The sequence below is a fragment of the Microcoleus sp. AT3-D2 genome (genome assembly GCF_036705715.1).
GTDB lineage: Bacteria > Cyanobacteriota > Cyanobacteriia > Cyanobacteriales > Microcoleaceae > Microcoleus.
This window is the reverse complement of the sequence record NZ_JAUBVE010000022.1, coordinates 1-22,571: the sequence shown is the minus strand read 5'-3', so window position 1 is coordinate 22,571 and position 22,571 is coordinate 1. Positions and strand designations below refer to the sequence as shown.

Genomic DNA, 22,571 nt, shown 5'->3' with positions numbered 1-22,571 from the left:
GACTGATGCTATCAGGGTTTGCAGCTTGGCTACACTTGGATTTTTTGGAAGTAATATTGATTTTGGTCGATCGCTCTGAAAGCTGCGATGACGCTCTCCGGTTCTCCTTTTTTAGGAGAATTATTTTCCTAGCCCTACTTATATCTTTTGAGGGATTTGCTGCGGCAAAGATAATGATTAAAGTATACTCATTCATTTGAAATTACTTGTTTTATGACCGCAACAACTCGACCTATTTTAACTACCTCTATAAAGATTGCAGGCATCACCATTCCAGCCGTATTGCAATATTTTGAAACTTTAAACGCGGGCGATTTTGAAGCGACGGCTAATTTATTTGCCGATGATGGGGTTCTAAACGCGCCGTTTGAAGATCCAATTATCGGCAACATCTCGATCGCCACTTATCTTAAAAAAGAAGCGCGAGGAATGCAGCTAGAACCCCAGAAAGGTGTCAGCCAAATTTTAGGAGATGACCAAGTAGAAGTTCAGGTCAGCGGTCGGGTGCAAACTTCCGCATTTGGTGTTAATGTCGGATGGCTGTTCTTGCTCAATTCAGACCAAAAAATCCTTTCTGTAACGGTCAAACTGTTAGCTTCTCCCCAAGAATTACTAAATCTGCGGTCATATAAGAAATGAGATGTTTGATAAGCTGTTTCAGATTTAAATTGCCTATTGGGGTTTGACCTGTCGATCGCACGTAATAGCTAAAGTCGTGCGATCGACAGGTTAATCGGCTTTTTATCGCCAGAATAAGGCAGAAACCGGGTTTTTATCCAAATATTTGGTGAAGTGCCACTCACGGTATAAAAATCCCGTTTCTTGGCTATTTGTGCGATCGGAACTTTACCCCTACAATCTTACAGTCTCGCCTTGGGCGGACGATACTGCACGAAAAATTGGCTGTCACCGCACCGTGCGACAGACAGCCAAAGCGAGTCAAAAAGTGCATTGTCAATGACTAAGGACTAATGACTAATTAAGATTTTTCCGGCAAACTTGCTTCCAACTTCAGACAGTTGCGACCGTCTATTTGCAAAGTGTAGTCCACCCGATCCATAAGTCTGCTCATAATCAGCCAGCCGTAGCCGCTTTCCTGTTTAGCTTCCGGTCTCGGGGGATTGTAAGTATCCATTTCGTAACCTTTACCGTAATCCCAAATTTCTAAACCAATATCCCTATTTTTTAAATTCAAGCGAATTAACACGGGCAAATTGGGTTGATCTTTGTGAGCATGGCGGATCACGTTAGAATAGGCTTCTGCTAACACCAAGCGCAAACGATTCGACTGACGCGGCCAATCGACGTGCTCTCCTAGCTCAACTTCCAAACTGCTCAGCAACCAATTTTCAACAATTGTTAAAAACCGCAAGTCGCTTGGCACATGAAGCTCAGTATTCATAAAAAAATCCCGTAAGTTTGAAAACCCTGTGTCTTCACACCAGGTATGAAACACGACGCGCCGAATGGATTCGGCCTCAATACTTGTCGCTACTCGGAGGATACTAGCCTTTTCTGTTTAAAAATCAGGCATTCGTCATTGGGTAGAAGGCAGAAGTTAAGAGTATAGTTGAAAACTTTTGTTATGGGCCTAAAGCCCCTTAACAATTGATAATTATACCGAGACTGCAAGCAGCGAAGTATAAAAAATCTGTGTTTCAATCCTTGGCTTTTAAGCGTTGGTTTTTTCTGACGAATGCCTTCTACCTTAACCCTTTACAGGTATTTAATCCCCCAGGAAAGCGATTCAGGAAACTAGCTGCGCCATCGCCGGCTAGGTTTTTACTGTGGTTTTTGACTGTTGACGATAACGCCGTCCTTTGCAGGACTACTCTATGGGCCGTCAACAAGCAGGGCTTAAGTTTTTTCGGCTCTCACCCCCGACTATGCGTTGGGAGTCGCTGACAGATTCAAAGAACTTCCAGAGAGAGTATGGTTTGGTCGTCTTCCTGAACGGGATTATCGGCTCGGATGTAAGCCAACAAATTGTCCAAGTTGAAAGAACCAGGTTCCTGAATCAAGAGTTGCCAAAGCCCTTCTTGTTGTAGCATAGAACGGGTTGGTTCACCCCCTGCGACCCCTTCAGTGGTAACGCTAGCTTCAGTAATGCCATCACTCGTCAGCAGAAATACATCTCCTGACTTTAATTCGATCGTACCTGCTTTGCCTCTCCAAACTGGTAGTATCCCCAAGGGAATGCCACGAGCTTTCAGGAAATTCGGCTCGACTGGCGTTTTACCGCTAGCGGCTTGAGCTTTCACCTCCGAGTGAGACCAAACAATCGGGTAAATGTGACCGGCATTAGCAAATGCCAGGTGTCCGGTTGACGGAGTGTAACGAGCTACAACCATTGTAATAAAATGATTGTTGCCGATCAGGTCGTCAGACATACTGCTATTCATGTTCTGCATAACTTGATCTGGCTCTGGAGAAACTTCTTGGGAAAGTTCCCGCCGCATCACCGAAATCGCGCTGGCCATAAATAGAGCAGCCGGAACTCCCTTACCCGAAACATCTCCTACCGCTATCCAAATATCCCCTTGGGAGTGGACGTAGACTTCAAAAAAGTCGCCGCCAACTTCCCGCGCGGGATAGCAGCAAGCTTGCACCCTGACAGTTTCAAAATCCGGCCAACTTTGGCGCAACAAGTTTGTTTGGATTTGGCGAGCCACTTCCAACTCGGTTTGCATCTGCTTGGCTAAATCCAGAGTGCGCTGGTATAGCTTAGCTTGAGACAGGGCCAGAGCAGCTTGAGCTGCTACACCTTCTATTAACTCTATATCTTCTGCCGACCAAGGGTTAGTGCCGCCAATCTGGCACAAAGCCAGTACCGCCAGCAATTCTTGCTGGTAAGTCAGGGGCACGGCAATCTCAACCGAGTTACCGTCGCCCCCACGGTTTGGGTTCACTTGAGTTTGGCGGCTGGCTACGGCTTGAACCAGCAGATTTTCATCAAAAGAAAAGTGAATGGTTTCGTCGGTTTGGGCTTGGTAGGGGAAGGTACTCGGCAATAGTCGATCGGTCTCTACCGGCCGCAGCATACAATAGTTGGCCTCAAAAGTTTGACCTACGGTTTGAACAATAGTTTGTACCATACTAGAGTAATCTAGCGACCCGCGAATCACGCTCATTACCTCATTGAACAGAGATTCCTTGCGTAAAGCGCGGCGCAGTGCAACGCTGCGCTGCTTATAGTATTTGTAAGTTTCTGAGGCTTGATTGATCACCAATTTGAGTTCTTCTGGATTCCACGGTTTGGTGATGTATTTGAAAACTTGACCTGAGTTGATGGCCTCGACCAAATCTTCAACATCGGTGTATCCCGTTAGCAGAATCCGAATCGTATCGGGAAATCGCTCGACAGTTTTCCCCAAAAACTCGGTGCCATTCATTTCTGGCATCCGCTGGTCAGATATAATCACCGCCATCTCGCCCTGTTCGTCTAGAACTTCCAGGGCGCTGAGGGCGCTATCTGCTTTGTAAACCTGAAAGTCGCGTCGAAACGTCCGGTACAATAAATCCAAGTTGTCGGGTTCGTCATCGACTACCATCAGTTTCAGCTTGCTTCCATCTCCCCGACTCATCTTTCTTCCCCCTTGAAAACCCCCACCATAGCTGTAATCAGCAAGGTGGCGGGAGGAAAAGGGGGGCTGGATATATGCAACATATCAGTTACGTCAAGTTGAGTTAAAGAAACCCGTTTTACCTTAAGGTGAGCATTCCTTTCGCACCATCTGTTCGCACAACAGATGAGAGGCTTTTGATACTGTAACCCGCCTCGGTAGGCCGCTTCAATAGGGAAAATTCCCGAGTCAGCTTTCGTGCTTTGATAGGAGCAACGACCGTGTTAGCAATCGGTACTTTTGTAAACACACCAGCCTCCAAAATGACTAATTAATGCTCTGATTGCAGAGTTCTTAACTAGCTGGGTACTGTCCTCGGTGTGAATTTTAACACTTACTACTAACGCAGGTATTGCTACCTAAGTCTGGTCAACACCGGCTGTATTTCAAGCCGCACTGTACCCGGAGGGTTAGTGGTGGGTTGTTGGCGCTATTGCCTACATCTTTGCCGAATCGTACTTGATTGCTGCATACAAGTCTCCCTAATCTCTGAACTTTTTGCAGCAAGCATATTACTACTGCCGAATCAAGTTATTCTTTCTGCCAGTCTGAGCTTAGCAGAACGAGAGCGGGGATTTCTAGCGACTTCTTCGGATTGTGGCACGATCGGCTTTTTTGTCAGTACCTGCAAATTGGGTGTTCCTCTGAGTTGGTGCTTGACTGGTCGGTCTTCGAGACTGTGAAATGTAATGATTCCCATTCTCCCACCGGGTTTTAACCACCTTGGGGCTTGGTTGAGGAAAGTTTCTAAAGACGCTAGTTCGGAGTTGACGGCTATCCTTAAAGCTTGGAAAGTACGGGTGGCCGGATGGATTCTGCCGTTGCGCTGCTTGGGGGGGAAGCTGGAGGCGATCGCCCCTGCAAGTTCTGTTGTAGTTTGAAAAGGACGGCTTTGCACAATCCGCCTCGCGATGCGCCGCGACAGTCGCTCCTCGCCGTACTTGTAAATAATATCTGCTAGTTTAACTTCTTCCCAGTGGTTGATAATCTCTTCTGCCGTCAAAGATTGCTGCTGGTTCATACGCATATCTAGTTGAGCTGGGTGGCGAAAACTAAATCCTCGTTCCGGTGTATCGAACTGAGCAGAGCTGACGCCCAAGTCTGCTATGATACCATCAAATTCGGCCTCTGGGGACTGATATTCAGCAAAGTTGCCGTGCCAAAACTCAACGGGCGAGTTGGCAAATCGGGCTTGGCAAAAACGGATGGCTTGTTCGTCGCGGTCGATCGCCACCACTGTAACATCAGCCGCCGCCGCTAAAATCAAACTCGTGTGTCCGCCGCCCCCAAGCGTCGCGTCCAAATAGTGCCCCCCTGGACGCACTGCTAAACCCGCAATTAATTCTTGACCCAAAACTGGAACGTGATAGGTGTCAATACTGACATCTGATCCAAGGGTCTCCTTCTCAGAGAGCTCGATATCCTTCATAATCATAAAAGCCAAACAAAAATCAACAATAGCTAGTAATCATTAATTCATTTAATTATGTCAAGAATTGAGACTAGAACCGAACCGATGGTGCTCAACATGGGCCCGCACCACCCATCCATGCACGGGGTACTCCGGCTAATCGTCACCCTAGACGGGGAAGACGTAGTGGACTGCGAGCCTGTTTTGGGCTATCTGCACCGCGGGATGGAAAAAATCGCCGAAAATCGCACCAACGTGATGTACGTGCCCTACGTGAGCCGCTGGGACTATGCGGAGGGGATGTTTAACGAAGCGGTGACAGTAAATGCGCCGGAAAAGTTGGCGAATATTGCTGTCCCCAAACGGGCGAGTTACATTCGGGTAATCATGCTGGAGTTGAACCGGATTGCTAACCATTTGTTGTGGTTGGGGCCGTTTTTGGCGGACGTGGGGGCGCAAACTCCTTTTTTCTATACTATGCGCGATCGCGAGATGATTTTAGACTTGTGGGAAGCAGCCACAGGTTATCGCATGGTGAATAATAACTATTTCCGCATCGGCGGAGTCGCCGCGGATTTGCCTTACGGTTGGGTTGATAAGTGCGAAGATTACTGCGATTATTTCATTCCCAAAATTGACGAGTACGAACGTTTAATTACCAACAACCCAATCTTCCGCCGCCGGATTGAAGGCCTGGGTACTATTTCTCGCGAAGAAGCGATTAACTGGGGACTGTCCGGTCCCATGTTGCGCGCTTCCGGCGTTAAGTGGGATTTGCGGAAAGTTGACCATTACGAATGTTACGACGACTTCGACTGGGAAGTTTGTACCGAAGCTGCTGGCGATTGTTTGGCCCGGTATTTGGTGCGGATTCGGGAGATGCGCGAGTCGGTTAAGATTCTCTATCAAGCCTTGAAAGGACTCCCCGGTGGATCTTACGAGAATTTGGAAGCGAAGCGACTCGAAAGCGGGCCAAAATCTGAATGGAATGGTTTTGACTATCAGTTTATTGGCAAAAAAGTAGCGCCGACTTTTAAGATTCCCAAGGGCGAACATTATGTCCGCGTTGAAAGCGGCAAGGGTGAGTTGGGGATTTATATTATCGGGGATGATAGTGTCTTTCCTTGGCGCTGGAAGATTCGGACTGGGGACTTTAATAATTTGCAGATTTTGCCTCACATTGTGCGCGGCGTGAAGATTGCGGATTTGGTGGCGATTTTGGGGAGTATCGACATTATTATGGGTTCGGTTGATAGGTAGACCCGCGGTTAGCAGTAAGGGCTTTAGTTATTAAACGAGTATGACTAAAGCCCTGACTGTTAATAATGATATAGTAAAATTTAAAGAACAAAGAGGTTGCAGAATGAATGTCAGCAAGCAAGAGTTCTACGTCATTATTGAACGAGATGAAGATGGCTATTATGTCGGGGAAGTCCCACAGCTAAAAGCCTGTTATAGCCAAGGAGAGACTATTGATGAGTTGATTGCCAATATTAAAGAAGTTATTGCACTTTGTTTAGAAGAAGAGGGTAATGAAAAATTACCTGAATTTGTAGGTATTCAAAGGGTGATGATTTAATGCCCAAACTACCAGCTTTAACAGGAAATACAGTTATTAGCGCCTTAGAAAATGCAGGCTTTCAGACGATTCGACAAAAGGGCAGTCATGTGCGAATGATCCATGCAGATGGACGGGTAGTAACGATTCCTGTCCATGCTGGCAAAACCATAGGTAGAGGTTTACTCCGCAAGATACTGCGGGATGCAGAACTCACAAGGGAAGAGTTTATAGCACTACTCGAATGATTTTGTTCAGCTTGATTAAGTGCCTCATAAAATTATGACATCCCAGCAATCAGATATTAATGATAGTAACCCGGAACTCTGTGCTGTAATCTGCGAAAGAATTGCCGCCAGCCCGCAGCGGCGTATTACTTTTGCTGAATATATGAATTTGGCATTATATCATCCGCAGCACGGTTATTATAATAGCGATCGCCCGTCGATCGGCAAAGGGGGCGATTTTATCACGTCGTCTCATTGGGGTGCTGATTTTGCGGAGGTTTTGGCGGATCAGTTTGTGGAAATGTGGGAATTTCTCGATCGACCTCAAAACTTCGCGATCGTAGAAATGGGCGCTGGGCGGGGAACTTTCGCCGCAAATGTGCTGCAATATCTGCAACTGCAATATCCCGATTTATTTAAAACTTTAAGATACATAATTGTTGAAATTTCGCCAATACTTCAAGCAGAACAACGGCAAAGGTTATGTGATATCAAGTGTGTTAAATGGTGCAATTGGGATGAGATAGTTAATAATTCAATTGTCGGTTGTTTTTTTTCTAATGAATTGGTGGATGCTTTACCCGTGCATCAATTTCTTCTGGAACAAGGGAAAATTCGGGAAATTTATATTACCACAGAAACACAAAAAAATCAACAAGAAGAGATAAATTTTGTTGAGGTAATTGGCGAAGTTTCTACGCCTAAAATTGCTGAATATTTTGAGTTCTTGGGAGTCGATTTGTCGGCGAGTTCTTATGGGGATGGTTATCGCAGTGAGGTAAATTTGGCGGCTTGGGACTGGATGAGTATAGTTGCTCAAAAGTTGCAGCGGGGATATTTGTTAACTATTGATTACGGCTATCCGGCGCACCGCTATTACAATCCGAGGCGCCGGGAGGGGACGCTGCAATGTTATTACCGCCACCGATATCACAATAATCCTTATATTAATGTGGGGCGGCAGGATTTAACGGCTCATGTTAATTTTACGGCGCTGGAAAGGCAGGGTGAATTGTGCGGTTTGGATGTGGTAGGGTTTACTCAGCAGGCTTTGTTTTTGATGACGTTGGGTTTGGGCGATCGTATTGCTTCTCTGTCTGCAAATGATGCGGAAGCATTGGATTTGGCAACGTTTTTGCGCCGACGGGAGGCTTTGCATCAGTTGATCGATCCGATGGGTTTGGGGAGTTTTGGGGTTTTGGTGCAGTCGAAGGGGTTAAGGGAGGAGGAAAAGTCCGCGCAAGCGAAGCTATCCCGTAGGGAATCGCTCAAAGGTTTCACGGTGCCTGAGTGATTATTCCAGATTGATTATTAACGAATTAAGCTGTTTTTTAACCGCACGAGCGATTAAAGGCGCTTTCTTTTCTAACCCTTCTAAATTAAGTTCGTTCTCTCGATACATCCGATACCACTCCTGACGTTGTTCTATCACCCATTCACTATTCTGAATCTGTAACTTTTTGAGGGTAAATTCGGCTCGATCGCGCTCGTGGGAAGGAATCGCGTCAGTCAAAACCAACTGACAAGAAGGTAGGATAATCTCAAACCAATTATCTTCTACTTCAAACGGATCGAGAATTTGTTTATCGTAAATTCCTTTGCAGCTATTTACCCGTTGCAAAGCATAGCGATAGTTTTTCCAGTCATAAATCAAATCCCGATTTTCTGCTTTACTTTTACTCAAATAATGATCTACAGTACCCATCCCACTCGGTATGAACATAACTGAATAGCCACAAAGATGTTGGAACTCTTCAGCTAATTGAGGTTTGAAGGTAGACCAAAAATCTTTTGGGTTCTTACCAGGATTTTTAACTAACCAATTATTGCCTGCTTTTCGCACCTCTTGCTCAAACTCTGCTGGTTCCGGTAGGGGAATAAATCGCATCATCTTTACTCTACCTCGGTGCTCACAATCCATCGAGGCCAGAAGCGATCGTGTTCTGGTAAAACTCGCAGGAGTTCCTGATGAATTTGCTCCTTAGTTCTGAGGTACTCAGGAAAAGTTTCCATGCTTTCTCCTCGCATGAAGGTATACGCAGCCTCAATCGCTATTTCTGCTTCGCGGGAACGAGCCTGTTTTAACCCAAAAATATCTGAAGTTAGCCACCCAACAGCATCTCCTTGTTTTGCCCAAGGAACTTCATTAAGAGTTACATCTTTACCTTGTAACTCAAACAAAAATAACTTATCTTGTTCCTCATCAAATTGAGGCTCAATTGAGGCAAGTACAAGAGGAGAATGAGTAGTTGCTATTAACTGAACTTGCATTTCATTTTTAAGACTTTTAACTACTTCTAATATCGCAGGCAGAATCGATCGTTGCCAAGCTGGATGTAAGTGAGCTTCAACCTCGTCTATTAAAAAGACTATTTGATCGATAGGTTCTTGCTGCCGCAATTTAGATGCTTGTGTATGTTCATACCAAGTCCACATTAGTAAGTAAGCAAGTCCTAAAATTCGTTTTATTCCCGCTGATGCGTAGATGATCGGCACATTTCCATAAGGGAAATTCAGGGTAGGAATATCACGAGTATCTTCTACAGAAACCCGTATTGGCTTTCCCGGTTCCATCCATTCATCTGCATGGGGAGAAAGTTGTCGAATCACAGAAGAAAATATTTCAAATGTAGACTCTTCTCGCTGTCGTTGCCAATTGACCCAATCGTGAATTAAACCATTACATAGAACTTTATTATCGGTTCTTAACCCATTCCAAAGATGATCGGAAGTAAAGTTATAGATACTGGACTGTTGACGAGCCGGGTCAAAAACTGAAAATCCACCATCAACACGGACATAAACAATCAAGCTTCTTAAAAAGGGAGGTATTCGCAGATTCAGCCATTCCTGCTCGAAAAAACTAAAAAGGCTACGATATTCCTCAGAATCTGTCTGAGAACTCAACATATAGGTAATTTCTGGTGTTTCTTCCGGTATTTTTCCCTCTATCTGTTGAGGCCAAGCAGGTTGGCCAACCCAGTTTCCAGTTAGTCCCCACCAAGCAATATCTAGTAAAAAAGTTTTCCCAAGACCATTGTCTCCAGTAAACAAATTGAGTCTTTTGGCGAAGTGAACATCGAATTCAGGAGCTGTTCCTACCCATTTTAGGTGAAGTTTTTTCAGCCTGTTATTCGTCTTATGGTGAATAGATAAATCAAATTCTAGGTAGTATTCAGAATTAGATAATTTATACAGACGGATATAGTCTCTACCATAGGCTTTAATTGTCTGGATAGTAACAGGTTCAAATTGTTTCAGGACACCACTTTTTTCTAGCTTGCCTTTAATCCAACGTCCTAAAATTGTTAAATCATCTTTGGATCTAAAGTTTTTATAATTGACTCCCTGAGTTTGGCAGGCAAATGTTAAACCATCATCTGTATGAGCGATAAAATTACCTTTTGGGTAAATAGGATTATCACTTGTTTTTTTATCCACAATAAGTTCAACTTCGTACCAATCTCTTGGGATAACTTTACCAGTAGATTTATTCTGTCGCCCTTTGCCAAAAAAAGTATTGAGATTTGATTTCCGTTGTCGCCCTACTCTTGATAAAGATATGTCCACATAGGGAGTTTCTGGAGTTATGCTAGGTATGGACATTAAGTCACCTCACTTGACTAAACAGTAACTGTCAACTGTAATTGCTGTTCAGAAGCTTCTGATTCTGCGTGTTCTAATCGTTCCTTAATTGACATCATTTGCAACTTTTGATTTAACTTGTATAAATCTACTTTCGGATAATTCCCTTTAAATAGCGGAATCAGAGATTCAACAACGTCAACTATTCCATCTGGCGGAACTGCATTGCCAATTTGTCTTCTTACTTCAGTAATAGAACCTTCAAAAATAAAATCATCGGGAAATGTTTGCAACCTAGCTCTTTCCCTATTTGTCAATGAACGGGGTTCGGGATAATGATATCCCCAAGTACCGCCACCACCACCAGCAATAATTGTAGCACAGGGTTTATCTGGATGAATTCGCCGATAAACGTGACTGATCATGCCTTTTACATAGTATGGACTATCCTTAGGAATATCAGTAAAATTCCCTCCGGGGTTAATTAGACTCAAAATTTCAATGGTTCGAGGCTGAATTTTCTGATGTTCCTGATTATATTTCACTTTTTCCACATTTTTGAGTGCTTCACCTGCTGTGCGATAAGGATATTTACGATTTTGTCCGTATTTGGGCTGAGGATGCACAAAATTAAATTCTGTATCCATCCGAATGCCAACTAATAAAACTCTTTGGCGAAATTGGGGAACTCCGTAATCCGCAAAGTTGTAGAGTTTAGGTTTAACTAAGTAGCCAGGAGCTATACTTTCAAAGTCGGAAATTATTTGTTTTATTGCTTGATAATTATTCGCACTTAATAAACCTTTGACATTTTCTGCTACAAAAGCTTTGGGCTGTTTTTTGTTGACAAAGTCGAGAAAGTATGTATATAAATTGCCTCTGGTTCCTTCCAGGCCGGGACGTTTCCAAATCATGGAAAAGTCTTGACAAGGAAACCCTCCTATACATATTTCTGCTTCGGGAACTTGTGCAATGTCTATATTTTCTATGCTGTCGTTCACGATGACATCAGCAATGTTTCTGCTGAATGTTTTGCAGGCGTATTTATTGGAGTCGATCGCCCAAACTACTTCAAACCCCGCTTTGTGGAATGGCAAGTCCATGCCGCCACAACCTGAAAACAATGATATCAGTTGCGGTTTGGTTTTCCAGGCGATCGGCTTGAGACGTTCGATTAACATATTAGTTCGCATTAGGACAAGGGCGGGCTGGATGCCTGCACCACAAGATATTAATTATACCAAAACATCATGGTATTCGACTCATCAATTGATATTTCACTCTTCGTCATCTAACTCGATCCCCGCTTGACGCAGTTTTTCGGCCAATTTTTCCGCGCGGAGTCTTTCGCGATCGGCTCTTTCTTCCGACCAAAGCAACAACTCGCCTTCAGGATTCCACCACCTCAACCAACAGCCTGTTCTCCCTTCGTGGGTTCCTTGCCACATTCCTAAAAACAAGTCTAATCCCGGTATCCAATAACGTCCGTTTTCATCTGCTTTTTGCAAGTTGTAGTGATCTGATTCTAAAGCGTAAACTTCTAAATGAGCTGTTTTGGCTCGGAATATGACGTATCGGGGGACTTTGATTACTTGCTCGTAAAAATACCACTTTCCCACCCGCGAGGTAAATTCAACGGAGTATTCTTCTCCATAGGTTTCTGAAAGAAATTCCATCACGATTTGGGGGATGGTTCCTTCTGTGTGTGGGGTGTAACTGCGGCGGACTTGCGAGACATTTTTTGGATTGACGGGTTTCACGTACATCCAATTTGGCGTTTTGCAGATAATGCGCTGTTCGTCGCTGCTTGAACCTGGGAAACTTATGCCGGCGCACAAGGCAAAGTTGGAAACAATTAAGGCATCCTGCATTAATTCTGGAAATGCTGTTAGCGGCTGACGCAAAGCGGCGGCTAACAATGGTTGGCTTTCGTCTTCTACGGGGTCGTCTGGTAGTTGAAAATCTTCTGGTAGCAGCGGCCAGGTGATTGTGAGTTGTGTTTCAGCATTTTTAGTTGCTACAGACATAGTTTATCAGAGGTTAAATGTTTTAATGCTTAAATTATATCTCTTGGTTTTTGGGATTAATGTTAATGGCTTAATGACGAGGCAGAGCCTCTGGATATGCGTTACCGGGCAGAGCCTGGTAACGAGGAACTGAGAGTTTTAAGGGTTGTTAATTTTCTGCTGTAGTTCGGTGGTCATTGCTAGTAGTTCTGATTGTGCGATCGCACTTTGTTCACCACTCGCCAACCACTTCAATTGTACCGTCTCGTTTTCAGCTTCCGCATCTCCCAAAACTAAACACGCAACAGCACCGCTTCTGTCGGCTCTTTTAAACTGTTTCCCGAAAGCACTACCGCTCAAATCTATCTCGACGCTAAACCCCGCACTCCGCAATTTTTGTGCTAACAATACCGATTGCTGTTCTGCTTTTTCGCCCCTGGATACCAAATAAAAATCCTGCTTTGGTACTGGCAAAGGTTGCAACTTTTGCAGCAGGATAATCAACCTTTCGATACCCATTGCCCAACCGACTGCCGCCGTATCTGGGCCGCCCAATTCCTTTACTAAACCGTCGTAGCGGCCGCCTCCGCAAACTGTGGCTTGCGCTCCCAAATCGTCGGAGATAATTTCAAATGCGGTATAGGTATAGTAATCTAAACCGCGCACTAATCTGGGATTTAACTGATAGCTAATTCCTAAATTTGTGAGCATAAGCTGCACTTGCTCGAAGTGCGATCGCGATTCCTCTCCTAAATAGTTCAAAATACTCGGCGCACCAGCTACAATTTCTTGAGTGGGCGGATTTTTGCTGTCCAAAATCCGCAGCGGATTGCGAGTCAAGCGATCTTGAGAATCCGCGTCTAATTTGTCTTTGTACGGTGTAAAATAATCTATCAAAGCTTGCCGATAATTTTGTCTGTCTTGTTTATTCCCGACAGAATTAATATCGAGACGCAAATTCTTTAAACCCAGGGTTTGCAGGATGTCGCAGGCGATCGCAATTACTTCGACATCCGCACGAGGATTCGCACTCCCCAAGACTTCCACGCCAATTTGATTGAACTGCCGCTGTCTTCCTTCTTGCGCGCGTTCGTAGCGAAACATCGGCCCAGCATACCACAGACGCTGCACGTCTCCCGCCGCGTACAAACTATTTTGAATAAAAGCTCGGACTACTCCGGCGGTGCCTTCTGGACGCAAAGTAGTCGATCGATCGCCCTTATCCTTAAAAGTGTACATTTCTTTGCCTACAACATCGGTAGCTTCGCCGATGCCACGTTCAAATAAAGATGTCTGTTCAAAAATTGGCGTCCGAATTTCTCGATAAGCCGCTTTTTTTAAAATGGTTCTAGCGACTTCTTCTATATTTTGCCAATATTGAATTTCAGCGGGCAAAATATCCCGCGTTCCCGGTAAAGTTTTAATTGCACTCATTTTGTTAGTCAGTTGTCAGTTGTCAGTTGTCATTAGTCATTAGTTATTAGTCATTAGTTATTAGTCATTAGTCAATAGTCAACAACTAACAATTCCCAATAACTAATGACTTAATAATTCCCACGCTCCATAACGATCGCCATAATAAGCCAAAATGCGATCGACCCGCTCGCGACCTGTCAAATCGAACCCTTCAGGATACAGTATCCACAAACCCCCAACTTGGCTGTCGTAGTAATCAAACCGCTGCGACTGCTGCGGAATTAAACCGGTTTCCACCCCTTCAACTTGACGCAAATGGATCGCCACTTCGCGATACACCGCCAGTGGCAATCCAGGGCATTGAATTTGATAGCGGAGTTGTTTTTCTTGTGCCGTTTGCATCATTTCTTTGCCTGTCCCCAACCTGATCCCCTACTTAAGATACTTCTTTATCGATCTGCCGCGGTAGAGGACAGCAGTTAATATTGTCCAAACATACCTTTCCCCACTGCAACGCCCAGCGTACAAGCGTAACTCGATTGTCAGCGCGCGTCTTGTTCAAGATATTGCTAATGTGGTTGTCAACTGTACGCTTGCTAATCTCTAACTTTTCGGCTATTTTCTCATTAGTCAATCCCGCCGCTACTAACTCTACCACTTGCAATTCTCTGTCCGACAGGGTGACAGGGGTCCCAGAGACAATCCCACTCATAAATTTTTCCTATGTCTGCATATTTACCTATCTACAATTCTAGAGGATGAGGGATGAAGTATGAAGAGAAAATTAAATTTGCTGTGCTACTCTTTCGGGCCCGAAGCACCAACTCGCTTGCAGAATCGCAAAAAGTGCAAACTCAGCGCCGACACAGCATGACCCGCACCGACTTGCACTGCTGGCACCGTTCCGGTGGCGGGTGATTCCTTTACCTGCGCGCATCTGACATCCGGGCCAAACCCGCAGATGTTTTCAGGTAAAACAACTGATACGCCCGCACTGCACTTATGCGTTGAGCGAGTAACTGCCAGTATCAGTAAGTCTGATATTATAGGAGCAGCTATTAAAAAATAGCTTGCAATTTTTCTGGGATGGGTTAAAAATAATTATTAATCTGTCTACTGCTGGTCTAAAATCTAAAATCTAAAATCTAAAATAGATATGACTTATCCTCGCGTTCTGTGTCTGGGTGAAATCTTATTTGATTGTTTAGCAGACAAACCAGGAGTATCTCTCGAAGAGGTAGAATCTTGGACGGCATATCCCGGCGGTGCTCCTGCTAATGTTGCCTGTGCTTTGGTTAAATTGGGGACGATGGCGGGATTTATCGGTGCTGTAGGTGGGGATGAATTGGGGAATTCCCTAGTGCAGGTATTGCAAGAAGTAGGGGTTGATATCGCTGGAGTGCAGCGACATCCAAGTGCGCCTACGCGGCAAGTTTATGTCTTGCGGAATGAAGCGGGCGATCGATCTTTTGCCGGTTTTGGCAAATTTGATACTGCGGAGTTTGCCGACACCCGCCTCCTCGCTGCACAACTACCCGAAGTGCTGTTTGAAAATGCCGAATATTTAGTGCTAGGCACTTTAGAATTAGCTTATCCTGAAAGTCGAGAGGCGATCGTCCGAGCGATCGAACTAGCAGAACAGTATGACATTAAAATTATACTTGACATCAATTGGCGTCCCGTGTTTTGGCCAAATCCAGACGAAGCAAAAGCGCGTATTAGAAAAGTTTTAAAAAAAGTTGATTTTGTCAAGTTATCTGAGGAAGAAGCCGAATGGTTGTTTGACACTACCGACGCAGGATCTATTACCTACCGTCTCGATTCTGTAGAAGGCGTTTTGGTGACTGCGGGCGAGAAAGGTTGCGCCTATTGTATCTCGGAAAATGAAGGAAAAATCCCCGCATTTACAGTAGATGTTGAGGATACAACAGGTGCAGGCGACGCATTTCTGGCTGGTTTTGTGCGGCAGTTGTGCAAGCATGGAATTAAGAATTTAGCCGATCCCAAAATAGCCCAAACAATTGTAACTTATGCCAGTGCGGTAGGTGCGATGACAGCGATGAAACCCGGGGCAATTAGATCTCAACCAACCGCGGCTGAAGTAGAAGCTTTCTTATATTTGTACAAAAATTAGGGCCGCAAACCTATCAGTCTGGAAACGGAGAGGGGGCTAATTTTGGTTCAGAAACTCGGTTAATCAGAAAAAAAAATAACTCTTATACTAAATCCGCCTTAAAAAATATCAATCCGGCTGTTTGAAATCCATACTATAGCAAGTCTATTTGAGTCGTGAATGTAGAACCACCTGAAACGTTTGTGATGATTGAATCCATTGTTTACAAATCAAATGGTTTTGCTATATATAGCAATCCTTGCAGGAGTCGTAAATTTTTTACCGCACCCCAACCCTCCCCGAACCCGCAGAGAGTCCGTAATAAATTCACAAATGATGTGAGGATTCCTATACAAACTCTCCTCCTAGCTGAGAGAAACTAAGAAATCAAGGGGTATTTAAGCCTGATTTGGTCTTAGAGGTTTTATTGTGGGCAATTAACCGCACATCAGATGATTTTTAATTTGGCGCAAAATCAACTCTAACGGCTGCGAAGCATCTATGATAATTGCATCTTCAGGTTCTTCGAGACTGTTTAACTGACTTAACAGCAAGTCTGCTTTCATGTAGTGATTTTCGCGAGTTTTTAACCTTGTGGCTAATAGCTGAAAAGAACATTTTAGATAAACTATCTTCATGCGCTTTTGGTCTCGGTAGAGCATTTCGCGGTAAGAGGTTTTTAAAGCAGAACAAGCCAAAACCACATTTTTATTTTCCAACAGCCACCTGTCTATTGTACCTTGCAATTGTAATAGCCAAGGAAGGCGATCCGCATCTTCTAAAGGAATGCCCCGACTCATTTTATCGATATTAGCTGATGGGTGAAAATCGTCAGCATCGCTGAAATCCCAGTTGAGAGATTGCGCCAGCAACTTGCCAACAGTAGTTTTGCCAGAACCTGAGACTCCCATCACGATCGTAATCATGGCACCTATTTACCGAATACTTGCAATTTTATCAAGTTGTGCGATCGACAAACCGGGTTTCTTAAGTTGCCGGATGAATTCTACCACCCTAAAAAATTCAATAAACCCGGTTTATTTTTGATTCTCGATCAAATTTCTTCCATAGTGGGTTTAATGAGATTATAAGCCAAAACGCCGATAATTCCACCAATCACTGGGAATACAATAAACGCCCACAACTGTTGGATTGCCCATCCGCCTTGAAAAAGTGCAACACCGATACTTCTAGCTGGGTTAACTGAAGTATTGGTTACGGGAATTCCGATTAAGTGAATCAACACCAGCATCAAGCCGATGGGAATTCCGCCCAAACCGACGGGATATTTGGGATGGGTAGTACCCATGATTGTAAATAACAGAAAAGCAGTTAGTACAATTTCCGTCAAAGCTGCTGCCAAAAGTCCGTAACCAGTGGGAGAATGTTGTTCAAAACCGTTAGACGCAAATCCTGAAGCCGCCGCATCAAAACCCGGTTTTCCTGATGCTATCATGTACAAAACAAGACCGCCTAAAATTCCCCCTACAATCTGACCTCCTATATAATAAGGAAGCAAAACAGCATCGATCAGTTTTGCAACTACTAAACCGATGCTTACCGCCGGATTAATGTGGCATCCAGAGATAGGGCCGATCGTATAAACCATGATTAAGAGAGACAAGCCAAAGGCGATCGAAACTCCCAAAAAGCCGATTTTATCTCCAGCTAAAACCGCACTGCCACATCCACCTAATACCAACACAAAAGTACCAAAAGCTTCAGCAACCCCTATCTTTATTTTTTTGTTCATACTCACAATTTGCGGAAGTTTCTAATCTGTCAATTTCGCACCCATACAAGTTCTAATTATAATAATTAGAACTGGAATTTGTTTCACTCAGCGCAACAATACTAATCGAAATCATTAGCAATATATAACTCTAATTTTCAGAAATTGTATGGGCTTAACTGAGAATGCGAAATTGGGAATCGATAAATTAGCTCAAACATACTCTATTATGGAAACAATGTCAACACTTAGCTAATTATTCGTCTAAATTGTGCAATTTTCTGTATTCAATCTGTATTCAATTCACAATAATTAACTTGACTTCTTCCCTAATTATGCGATCGTAATTTTACTTATTGTTGCTGATTATCCGATCGCACTTGCAGCTAAAACATCACTGCTAACCGGCTGGTACATCGGGCCTTGGAAGGGGCGAAAGCCTCGCCAATCGGCGGTCATCTTGCACAGCAAGCGGAACTTGAGCGGCGTTGGGGGTTGGTTGAGGCGATCGACTTCTACGCGAACCAATGCTGGATGCTGCGAGATAATTTTAAAAATATCATCTAAAAGATAGCGCTGACAATAGCTTACAATCCAGTCATTTTCAGTACAAAGCAGCAAGCCGCAATGATAAAATTCAACGACAGCAACGGTTTAAACCCGGAGATAAGTTGAGCTTCTAGAACACCATTTGTATAATTGAACTGGTATTCTTTACCGTTAAATGTCAATCGACCAATCGGAAACCAAGAACCGCTGCCCGGGCTTTGCCAAGCCAAAAATAGTGTTTTCAAAGTAAATCTCCTGTCAATTCAAGTAGGGTGCACAGTGCGTACTGCACAAACACAACTCACCTACGCGGCTTAAAAAATGTTTACCCGATCGACCCTTGACATCTTCCTCTCAAAATGAGAGTATAAGTATACAAACAGGACTTATACCAAATCCGAGTTTACCACCCCTGTGATAAATATTCCGTCATTGCGAGCGAAGCGAACCAATCGCTTCCCTCTCTGCGATTGCTTTGCTTCGCTCGCAATGACAATAAAGGAGAGGCCTAACCCGGATTTGGTATTACGCTGCATAACCGAAATTTTACATCACTTGTAGAGTTCTGGTGGACAGCGATCGCTATACAGATAAAATCTGTGAGTAAGTCCTGCATAAAGTGATGAAATAAGCCACGTTAGCGAGGGGAAAGAGATGCAGTACAAAACCACCAAAAAACTAAAAACAAATGCACCTAATTTCGCTCCGCAACCTCCGTAATGATGCTGCTAAGTACCCGGATGTCAAAAACCAAATTGAGATTTGGAAAGAAACTGTCAACAAAGCGGAATGGCAGAATTTGGAGGATGTTCGCAAAATTTATCGGGATGCCGAAGCAGTAGGAAACTTTACCGTCTTTAATATCAAAGGCAACGACTACCGCCTGATTGTTGGGATTAACTATGAGAACCAAACTGTTTTCTACAAATATTTCCTAACCCACTCTGAATACGACAAAGAAAAATGGAAAAATGACCCTTACTTTTGACCTAACGACTTACAGCAACTTGCTCGCAGAAATTGCTCCCAAGGCGATCGAAACTGAGGAAGAATACGATCGCCTCCTGGCAGTTGCAGAAAGGCTAACATTTGCTAAAAACCTCACTCCAGAGGAGAAAGTTTTATACAAGTTGTTAGTCACTTTGATAGAAGTTTACGAGACAGAAAACTATCCGATAGACAAATCCGAACCTCATGAGATTTTGCAACATATCATGGAATCCACCGGCACCCGCCAAGCAGACTTGGTAGGTATCATCGGATCTAGCGGCGTAGTATCTGAAGTTGTGAACGGCAAGCGATCCATTAGCAAAGCACAAGCTAAGGCACTCGGCGATTATTTTCAAATCTCACCTAGCTTGTTCATTTAATTTAAGATGAATCGATCGGTTACAATCTAATTCCATGTCTTGTAGGGGCGGATTCACCAATAATATTTGCCTAGAATCGACAATACAATAAACCCGCCCCCGCCCAGATCGAGACTAATCGATCGAACATAATATAAGGTGCGTCATATCCGAAACCCTCGATAAATTCTAGAGTGAAAGTCTGACGCACCCTACAACTGGTAAAAAGCAACTATCTAACACAGGAATTCGCGCGGATCGGTGACATACCCAGTCAGGGCAGAAGCCGCCGCCGTGTAAGGCGAAGCTAGATAAACTTGCGCTTCTTTGTTCCCCATGCGGCCGGGGAAATTCCGGTTAGTTGTAGACACGCAAATTTCGGGTTCGTTCATCCGCCCGAAAGTATCTTTTGGGCCACCCAAACAAGCGGCGCAAGAAGGCGCTGCGGGTTCAATACAGCCTGCAGCTAAGAAGATTTCCGAAAGCGTTTGACCCTCGTATTTTGTGACAAACAAATCTTCGTAAACTTTCTGAGTTGCTGGTACTAAATAAGTCGGAACTTTGACTTGGTTTCCTTTGAGAATGCGGGCGGCATTCAGAAAGTCGGAGGTTTTGCCGCCGGTGCAGGAACCGATGTAAACTCGATCGATCTTGACATCGCGACAGTTGCGGGCTAATTCGCGGTTGTCGGGAGAGTGCGGTTTGGCGACGACTGGTTCTAATTGGGTGACATCGTAAGTGCGATCGCTATAAAATTTAGCATCCCCATCGCTGTAAAATGAATCGAAGGGTTTATCAGTCCGAGAAGTAACGTAATCAAACGTAGTTTTGTCGGGCGCAACCGTGCCGTTTTTACCACCAGCTTCAATCACCATATTGCACAGCGTCATCCGTTCTTCCATCGTCAAACGCTCAACTGTATCGCCCGCAAATTCCATTGTCCGGTAGTTAGCACCGGCCACGCTAATATCACCAATAATCTGCAAAATCAGGTCTTTTGCTAACAAATAATCCGGCAGTTCGCCGTTGAGTACAAAGCGCATGGTTGCCGGAACTTTGATTAACAGTTTGCCGGTTCCCATGATAAAAGCCGCGTCTGTATTGCCGATACCGGTGGCAAATTGTCCGAAAGCCCCGGCATTGCAGGTGTGGGAATCTGTGCCGAAGAGCACTTCGCCCGGTCTGGTGTGGCCTTCTTGTGCTAGCGCGATGTGGCAAACTCCTTTGTAGTCGGGATTTGCTTTGAAGTCCGATCGATCCGTGATGTCGTAAAAGTATTTTATCCCTTGTTCTTTGGCAAAATCGCGGAGAATATCGACGTTGCGGTTAGCGCGTTCGTCGTTGGTGAAAATGTAGTGGTCGGGAATTAGGACGATTTTGTCGGGATTCCAGACTTTAGCATTCTCGCCGAATTCGCGTTTGAAAACGCCGATGGTGCCTGGCCCGCAGACATCGTGGGTCATCAACACGTCGGTTTCTACCCAAATGTTTTCTCCGGGCTCAACTTTAGTGCGGCCTGATGCTTTGGCTAAGATTTTTTCGGTCAGGGTCATTCCCATAGTTCGATCGCTCTTTTTTGTTAGATGCTACATACTGTAATTGTAAGCGAAACATTCCCTGTTACCGAGGATACTGACCTCAAGGAGCTACTTGGACTTTTAGCATCTCCCAAGTTTCTTGTTCCATGTTCAAAGTATTGCCTACTTCTTCCAAGAGTTCATAACCCTTTAAATCTAGAGGAATCTCTTCTTCAATGAGAAGATCGCAGACAGTCTCTAACGCCAAATTCCACTCGCCAGCCTGAATGTCTGAAATTATAAATTCTACTTGAGTTTCTGAAAGTTGTGGTTTGATGATGTTAATGACTTGATGGAGTTTACTTTCTACAACTTTATAGTCAAACATTTGTTTAGATCCTGACAACATTGCTAGGGATTTTTAGGTAGATTCGTTGGGAAAGCTGTAATGATTCCTCTCCCATCAGGTTCTACTATTACCTTAATATTAACACTATCTCTAGTTCCTTCAATCTGCCATCTTACGGGCTTACCAGCAATCGTATATTTACTGCCCGGTTGACCTGTTCGCTGAACCCACTGAGAATTAGGGTCTTGAATCACCTCCGAAATATAATTGATAGTCTGCTCATCGCTCCAGTGCGCGGGAAATTCACTTTTACCAGAAATTCCTCTACCAGGGCCGTGACCGCCTCCTGTTGTGTCACTATCGAGAATATGTGTCCGTTGCTGAGAGTTGATTTGAGATAGATTATCGACATCAACTCCACCGGGAATATTGCCTGAAGAATTATTGTTCATAGATGGCTTTTGGATATTGCCATAATTTTATAGTAGCTGTATGTAGGGTGCGTCGCCCTCTACAATCCTCGATCGTAGCGACAATCTCGCAGCGACGCACCTTACCAAATAGTGTGGAAACATCGGTCAATAATTTATTAAAGCATCCGCATTTTTTGCTGCAATTTCCGATTTGGAGCGATCGCAAGTCGATGGATAATGATTCGTGCTTTGAGCGAAACCGGGCTAGGCAACAGTTTGTTGCTGGTGGAGTTGTTCCATCCAGGTTTTAGTGCCGTAAATGCCTCTGAGGAGGGATGGGACTGTTAAATCGACATCGAGGGTTTCCCAATGTAAGCCGATACCGGACGGTGTAACTTCGACGGCGGCGAGGTCATCTGGGGTGGCGTTGGCTAGCCCTTGTCCCAGGTGATGGGGGAACATGAAGGTGGAACCATCTTTGAGGTGAATGACGATATTGCCGGAGGTGCGATCGTAGCAGGCCCAACGGGCGCGGGGTTCGGTAGCATTGGCAAGGATGGCGGCAGCTTCGGCGCGATCGAGTTGTTCTTTAAGTGCTGCTTCTGTGAATTCAAGTTTCTCCATGAATTTGTCTCCATGCTTCTAATAGACCTCTTGCAAAATAATTTTATGATATAATGGAAAGTTTTGCTTTACTGGATTGAATCCCAACTCTTAACTTAT

General features: G+C 44.4%; 26 protein-coding genes. 9 read left to right on the top strand and 17 right to left on the bottom strand.

Annotated features, from left to right (window positions below; all coding sequences use genetic code 11):
* Positions 1-213 precede the first annotated feature (213 nt).
* Complete coding sequence (locus tag QUB44_RS12350) at positions 214-639, top strand: ketosteroid isomerase family protein (RefSeq protein ID WP_333367399.1); 426 nt, start codon at positions 214-216, stop codon at positions 637-639.
* Positions 640-787: 148 nt separating this feature from the next.
* On the top strand, positions 788-961 hold the full coding sequence (locus QUB44_RS12345) for a hypothetical protein (RefSeq protein WP_333367397.1): 174 nt from the start codon (positions 788-790) through the stop codon (positions 959-961).
* An 18-nt stretch (positions 962-979) separates the two neighbouring features.
* Here the strand turns inward: QUB44_RS12345 and QUB44_RS12340 are convergent, their stop codons facing one another.
* The 3 genes from QUB44_RS12340 to rsmH form a co-directional block, all read right to left on the bottom strand.
* Entirely contained in the window at positions 980-1,402 is a 423-nt protein-coding gene (locus QUB44_RS12340) for an ATP-binding protein (protein WP_006633914.1), read from the bottom strand.
* Positions 1,403-1,910: 508 nt separating this feature from the next.
* Positions 1,911-3,584 (bottom strand): SpoIIE family protein phosphatase, encoded by a 1,674-nt coding sequence (locus QUB44_RS12335; protein WP_333367395.1) that lies wholly within the window; start codon positions 3,582-3,584, stop codon positions 1,911-1,913.
* A 565-nt stretch (positions 3,585-4,149) separates the two neighbouring features.
* Positions 4,150-5,052 (bottom strand): 16S rRNA (cytosine(1402)-N(4))-methyltransferase RsmH, encoded by a 903-nt coding sequence (rsmH, locus tag QUB44_RS12330; RefSeq protein WP_333367392.1) that lies wholly within the window; start codon positions 5,050-5,052, stop codon positions 4,150-4,152.
* A 57-nt stretch (positions 5,053-5,109) separates the two neighbouring features.
* On the opposite strand from rsmH, the gene QUB44_RS12325 reads away from it, so the two are divergent.
* From QUB44_RS12325 to QUB44_RS12310, 4 genes are read left to right on the top strand one after another with little or no spacing between them, the layout of a single operon-like run.
* Positions 5,110-6,294: an NAD(P)H-quinone oxidoreductase subunit H gene (locus QUB44_RS12325; protein ID WP_333367389.1), complete on the top strand. Its 1,185-nt coding sequence runs from the start codon at positions 5,110-5,112 to the stop codon at positions 6,292-6,294.
* Between the two features lie 40 nt (positions 6,295-6,334).
* Positions 6,335-6,613: a type II toxin-antitoxin system HicB family antitoxin gene (locus QUB44_RS12320; RefSeq protein ID WP_228049875.1), complete on the top strand. Its 279-nt coding sequence runs from the start codon at positions 6,335-6,337 to the stop codon at positions 6,611-6,613.
* Positions 6,613-6,840, top strand: coding sequence for a type II toxin-antitoxin system HicA family toxin (locus QUB44_RS12315; RefSeq protein WP_333240184.1), 228 nt, complete (start codon positions 6,613-6,615; stop codon positions 6,838-6,840). The genes QUB44_RS12320 and QUB44_RS12315 overlap by 1 nt, the downstream gene beginning before the upstream one ends.
* Before the next feature lie 34 nt (positions 6,841-6,874).
* Positions 6,875-8,113: a class I SAM-dependent methyltransferase gene (locus QUB44_RS12310; RefSeq protein ID WP_333367386.1), complete on the top strand. Its 1,239-nt coding sequence runs from the start codon at positions 6,875-6,877 to the stop codon at positions 8,111-8,113.
* Here the strand turns inward: QUB44_RS12310 and QUB44_RS12305 are convergent, their stop codons facing one another.
* From QUB44_RS12305 to QUB44_RS12275, 7 genes are all read right to left on the bottom strand, one after another.
* Positions 8,114-8,710 carry a hypothetical protein gene (locus QUB44_RS12305; RefSeq protein ID WP_333367383.1) on the bottom strand — a complete coding sequence of 199 codons (597 nt, stop codon included), beginning with the start codon at positions 8,708-8,710 and terminating at the stop codon, positions 8,114-8,116.
* A gap of 2 nt (positions 8,711-8,712) precedes the next feature.
* Complete coding sequence (locus QUB44_RS12300; RefSeq protein WP_333367380.1) at positions 8,713-10,425, bottom strand: AAA family ATPase; 1,713 nt, start codon at positions 10,423-10,425, stop codon at positions 8,713-8,715.
* A 17-nt stretch (positions 10,426-10,442) separates the two neighbouring features.
* A complete protein-coding gene (locus QUB44_RS12295) occupies positions 10,443-11,585 on the bottom strand; it encodes a DNA cytosine methyltransferase (RefSeq protein WP_333367375.1) in 1,143 nt (380 codons plus the stop codon).
* 96 nt (positions 11,586-11,681) lie between these two features.
* Complete coding sequence (locus tag QUB44_RS12290; protein ID WP_333367373.1) at positions 11,682-12,431, bottom strand: Uma2 family endonuclease; 750 nt, start codon at positions 12,429-12,431, stop codon at positions 11,682-11,684.
* 138 nt (positions 12,432-12,569) lie between these two features.
* Positions 12,570-13,844 carry a histidine--tRNA ligase gene (hisS, locus tag QUB44_RS12285; RefSeq protein WP_333367369.1) on the bottom strand — a complete coding sequence of 425 codons (1,275 nt, stop codon included), beginning with the start codon at positions 13,842-13,844 and terminating at the stop codon, positions 12,570-12,572.
* A gap of 102 nt (positions 13,845-13,946) precedes the next feature.
* On the bottom strand, positions 13,947-14,228 hold the full coding sequence (locus QUB44_RS12280; protein WP_333163930.1) for a hypothetical protein: 282 nt from the start codon (positions 14,226-14,228) through the stop codon (positions 13,947-13,949).
* A 34-nt stretch (positions 14,229-14,262) separates the two neighbouring features.
* Positions 14,263-14,538, bottom strand: coding sequence for a photosynthetic electron transport-dependent transcriptional regulator PedR (locus tag QUB44_RS12275; protein WP_333367365.1), 276 nt, complete (start codon positions 14,536-14,538; stop codon positions 14,263-14,265).
* 444 nt (positions 14,539-14,982) lie between these two features.
* Between QUB44_RS12275 and QUB44_RS12270 the strand changes: the two genes are divergently transcribed.
* Positions 14,983-15,960: a carbohydrate kinase gene (locus QUB44_RS12270; protein ID WP_333367362.1), complete on the top strand. Its 978-nt coding sequence runs from the start codon at positions 14,983-14,985 to the stop codon at positions 15,958-15,960.
* Positions 15,961-16,376: 416 nt separating this feature from the next.
* Here the strand turns inward: QUB44_RS12270 and QUB44_RS12265 are convergent, their stop codons facing one another.
* The 3 genes from QUB44_RS12265 to QUB44_RS12255 all read right to left on the bottom strand — a co-directional run bounded on the left by QUB44_RS12265 (position 16,377) and on the right by QUB44_RS12255 (position 18,292).
* Positions 16,377-16,865, bottom strand: coding sequence for a gluconokinase (locus QUB44_RS12265; protein WP_333367359.1), 489 nt, complete (start codon positions 16,863-16,865; stop codon positions 16,377-16,379).
* A 128-nt stretch (positions 16,866-16,993) separates the two neighbouring features.
* Complete coding sequence (aqpZ, locus tag QUB44_RS12260; protein WP_333367356.1) at positions 16,994-17,692, bottom strand: aquaporin Z; 699 nt, start codon at positions 17,690-17,692, stop codon at positions 16,994-16,996.
* 345 nt (positions 17,693-18,037) lie between these two features.
* Positions 18,038-18,292, bottom strand: coding sequence for a hypothetical protein (locus tag QUB44_RS12255; protein WP_333367353.1), 255 nt, complete (start codon positions 18,290-18,292; stop codon positions 18,038-18,040).
* A 616-nt stretch (positions 18,293-18,908) separates the two neighbouring features.
* On the opposite strand from QUB44_RS12255, the gene QUB44_RS12250 reads away from it, so the two are divergent.
* Together QUB44_RS12250 and QUB44_RS12245 are read left to right on the top strand one after the other, a co-directional pair.
* A complete protein-coding gene (locus tag QUB44_RS12250; RefSeq protein ID WP_333367349.1) occupies positions 18,909-19,208 on the top strand; it encodes a type II toxin-antitoxin system HigB family toxin in 300 nt (99 codons plus the stop codon).
* Positions 19,192-19,590 carry a transcriptional regulator gene (locus tag QUB44_RS12245; RefSeq protein ID WP_333367346.1) on the top strand — a complete coding sequence of 133 codons (399 nt, stop codon included), beginning with the start codon at positions 19,192-19,194 and terminating at the stop codon, positions 19,588-19,590. Before QUB44_RS12250 ends, QUB44_RS12245 begins: the two co-directional genes overlap by 17 nt.
* Positions 19,591-19,805: 215 nt before the next feature.
* Here QUB44_RS12245 and QUB44_RS12240 read toward each other — a convergent pair whose 3' ends face one another.
* From QUB44_RS12240 to QUB44_RS12225, 4 genes are all read right to left on the bottom strand, one after another.
* Positions 19,806-21,128, bottom strand: a complete 1,323-nt coding sequence (locus QUB44_RS12240; RefSeq protein ID WP_333367343.1) for a 3-isopropylmalate dehydratase large subunit — start codon at positions 21,126-21,128, stop codon at positions 19,806-19,808.
* A 79-nt stretch (positions 21,129-21,207) separates the two neighbouring features.
* On the bottom strand, positions 21,208-21,474 hold the full coding sequence (locus QUB44_RS12235; RefSeq protein WP_333367340.1) for a MafI family immunity protein: 267 nt from the start codon (positions 21,472-21,474) through the stop codon (positions 21,208-21,210).
* A gap of 23 nt (positions 21,475-21,497) precedes the next feature.
* A complete protein-coding gene (locus QUB44_RS12230) occupies positions 21,498-21,887 on the bottom strand; it encodes an EndoU domain-containing protein (protein WP_333367337.1) in 390 nt (129 codons plus the stop codon).
* 225 nt (positions 21,888-22,112) lie between these two features.
* Entirely contained in the window at positions 22,113-22,472 is a 360-nt protein-coding gene (locus QUB44_RS12225; RefSeq protein ID WP_333367334.1) for a DUF2442 domain-containing protein, read from the bottom strand.
* Positions 22,473-22,571: the final 99 nt, after the last annotated feature.

Excerpts from the sequence above, each read along its gene's own strand:
- rsmH (WP_333367392.1), bottom strand. The coding sequence starts at position 5,052 with ATGAAGGATATCGAGCTCTCTGAGAAGGAGACCCTTGGATCAGATGTC.
- QUB44_RS12265 (WP_333367359.1), bottom strand. The coding sequence starts at position 16,865 with ATGATTACGATCGTGATGGGAGTCTCAGGTTCTGGCAAAACTACTGTT.
- QUB44_RS12280 (WP_333163930.1), bottom strand. The coding sequence starts at position 14,228 with ATGCAAACGGCACAAGAAAAACAACTCCGCTATCAAATTCAATGCCCT.
- QUB44_RS12315 (WP_333240184.1), top strand. The coding sequence starts at position 6,613 with ATGCCCAAACTACCAGCTTTAACAGGAAATACAGTTATTAGCGCCTTA.
- QUB44_RS12320 (WP_228049875.1), top strand. The coding sequence starts at position 6,335 with ATGACTAAAGCCCTGACTGTTAATAATGATATAGTAAAATTTAAAGAA.
- QUB44_RS12245 (WP_333367346.1), top strand. The coding sequence starts at position 19,192 with ATGACCCTTACTTTTGACCTAACGACTTACAGCAACTTGCTCGCAGAA.
- QUB44_RS12340 (WP_006633914.1), bottom strand. The coding sequence starts at position 1,402 with ATGAATACTGAGCTTCATGTGCCAAGCGACTTGCGGTTTTTAACAATT.
- QUB44_RS12240 (WP_333367343.1), bottom strand. The coding sequence starts at position 21,128 with ATGGGAATGACCCTGACCGAAAAAATCTTAGCCAAAGCATCAGGCCGC.
- QUB44_RS12295 (WP_333367375.1), bottom strand. The coding sequence starts at position 11,585 with ATGTTAATCGAACGTCTCAAGCCGATCGCCTGGAAAACCAAACCGCAA.
- QUB44_RS12350 (WP_333367399.1), top strand. The coding sequence starts at position 214 with ATGACCGCAACAACTCGACCTATTTTAACTACCTCTATAAAGATTGCA.
- QUB44_RS12335 (WP_333367395.1), bottom strand. The coding sequence starts at position 3,584 with ATGAGTCGGGGAGATGGAAGCAAGCTGAAACTGATGGTAGTCGATGAC.
- QUB44_RS12270 (WP_333367362.1), top strand. The coding sequence starts at position 14,983 with ATGACTTATCCTCGCGTTCTGTGTCTGGGTGAAATCTTATTTGATTGT.
- QUB44_RS12250 (WP_333367349.1), top strand. The coding sequence starts at position 18,909 with ATGCACCTAATTTCGCTCCGCAACCTCCGTAATGATGCTGCTAAGTAC.
- aqpZ (WP_333367356.1), bottom strand. The coding sequence starts at position 17,692 with ATGAACAAAAAAATAAAGATAGGGGTTGCTGAAGCTTTTGGTACTTTT.
- QUB44_RS12305 (WP_333367383.1), bottom strand. The coding sequence starts at position 8,710 with ATGATGCGATTTATTCCCCTACCGGAACCAGCAGAGTTTGAGCAAGAG.
- QUB44_RS12325 (WP_333367389.1), top strand. The coding sequence starts at position 5,110 with ATGTCAAGAATTGAGACTAGAACCGAACCGATGGTGCTCAACATGGGC.
- QUB44_RS12235 (WP_333367340.1), bottom strand. The coding sequence starts at position 21,474 with ATGTTTGACTATAAAGTTGTAGAAAGTAAACTCCATCAAGTCATTAAC.
- QUB44_RS12310 (WP_333367386.1), top strand. The coding sequence starts at position 6,875 with ATGACATCCCAGCAATCAGATATTAATGATAGTAACCCGGAACTCTGT.
- hisS (WP_333367369.1), bottom strand. The coding sequence starts at position 13,844 with ATGAGTGCAATTAAAACTTTACCGGGAACGCGGGATATTTTGCCCGCT.
- QUB44_RS12290 (WP_333367373.1), bottom strand. The coding sequence starts at position 12,431 with ATGTCTGTAGCAACTAAAAATGCTGAAACACAACTCACAATCACCTGG.
- QUB44_RS12225 (WP_333367334.1), bottom strand. The coding sequence starts at position 22,472 with ATGGAGAAACTTGAATTCACAGAAGCAGCACTTAAAGAACAACTCGAT.
- QUB44_RS12300 (WP_333367380.1), bottom strand. The coding sequence starts at position 10,425 with ATGTCCATACCTAGCATAACTCCAGAAACTCCCTATGTGGACATATCT.
- QUB44_RS12230 (WP_333367337.1), bottom strand. The coding sequence starts at position 21,887 with ATGAACAATAATTCTTCAGGCAATATTCCCGGTGGAGTTGATGTCGAT.
- QUB44_RS12275 (WP_333367365.1), bottom strand. The coding sequence starts at position 14,538 with ATGAGTGGGATTGTCTCTGGGACCCCTGTCACCCTGTCGGACAGAGAA.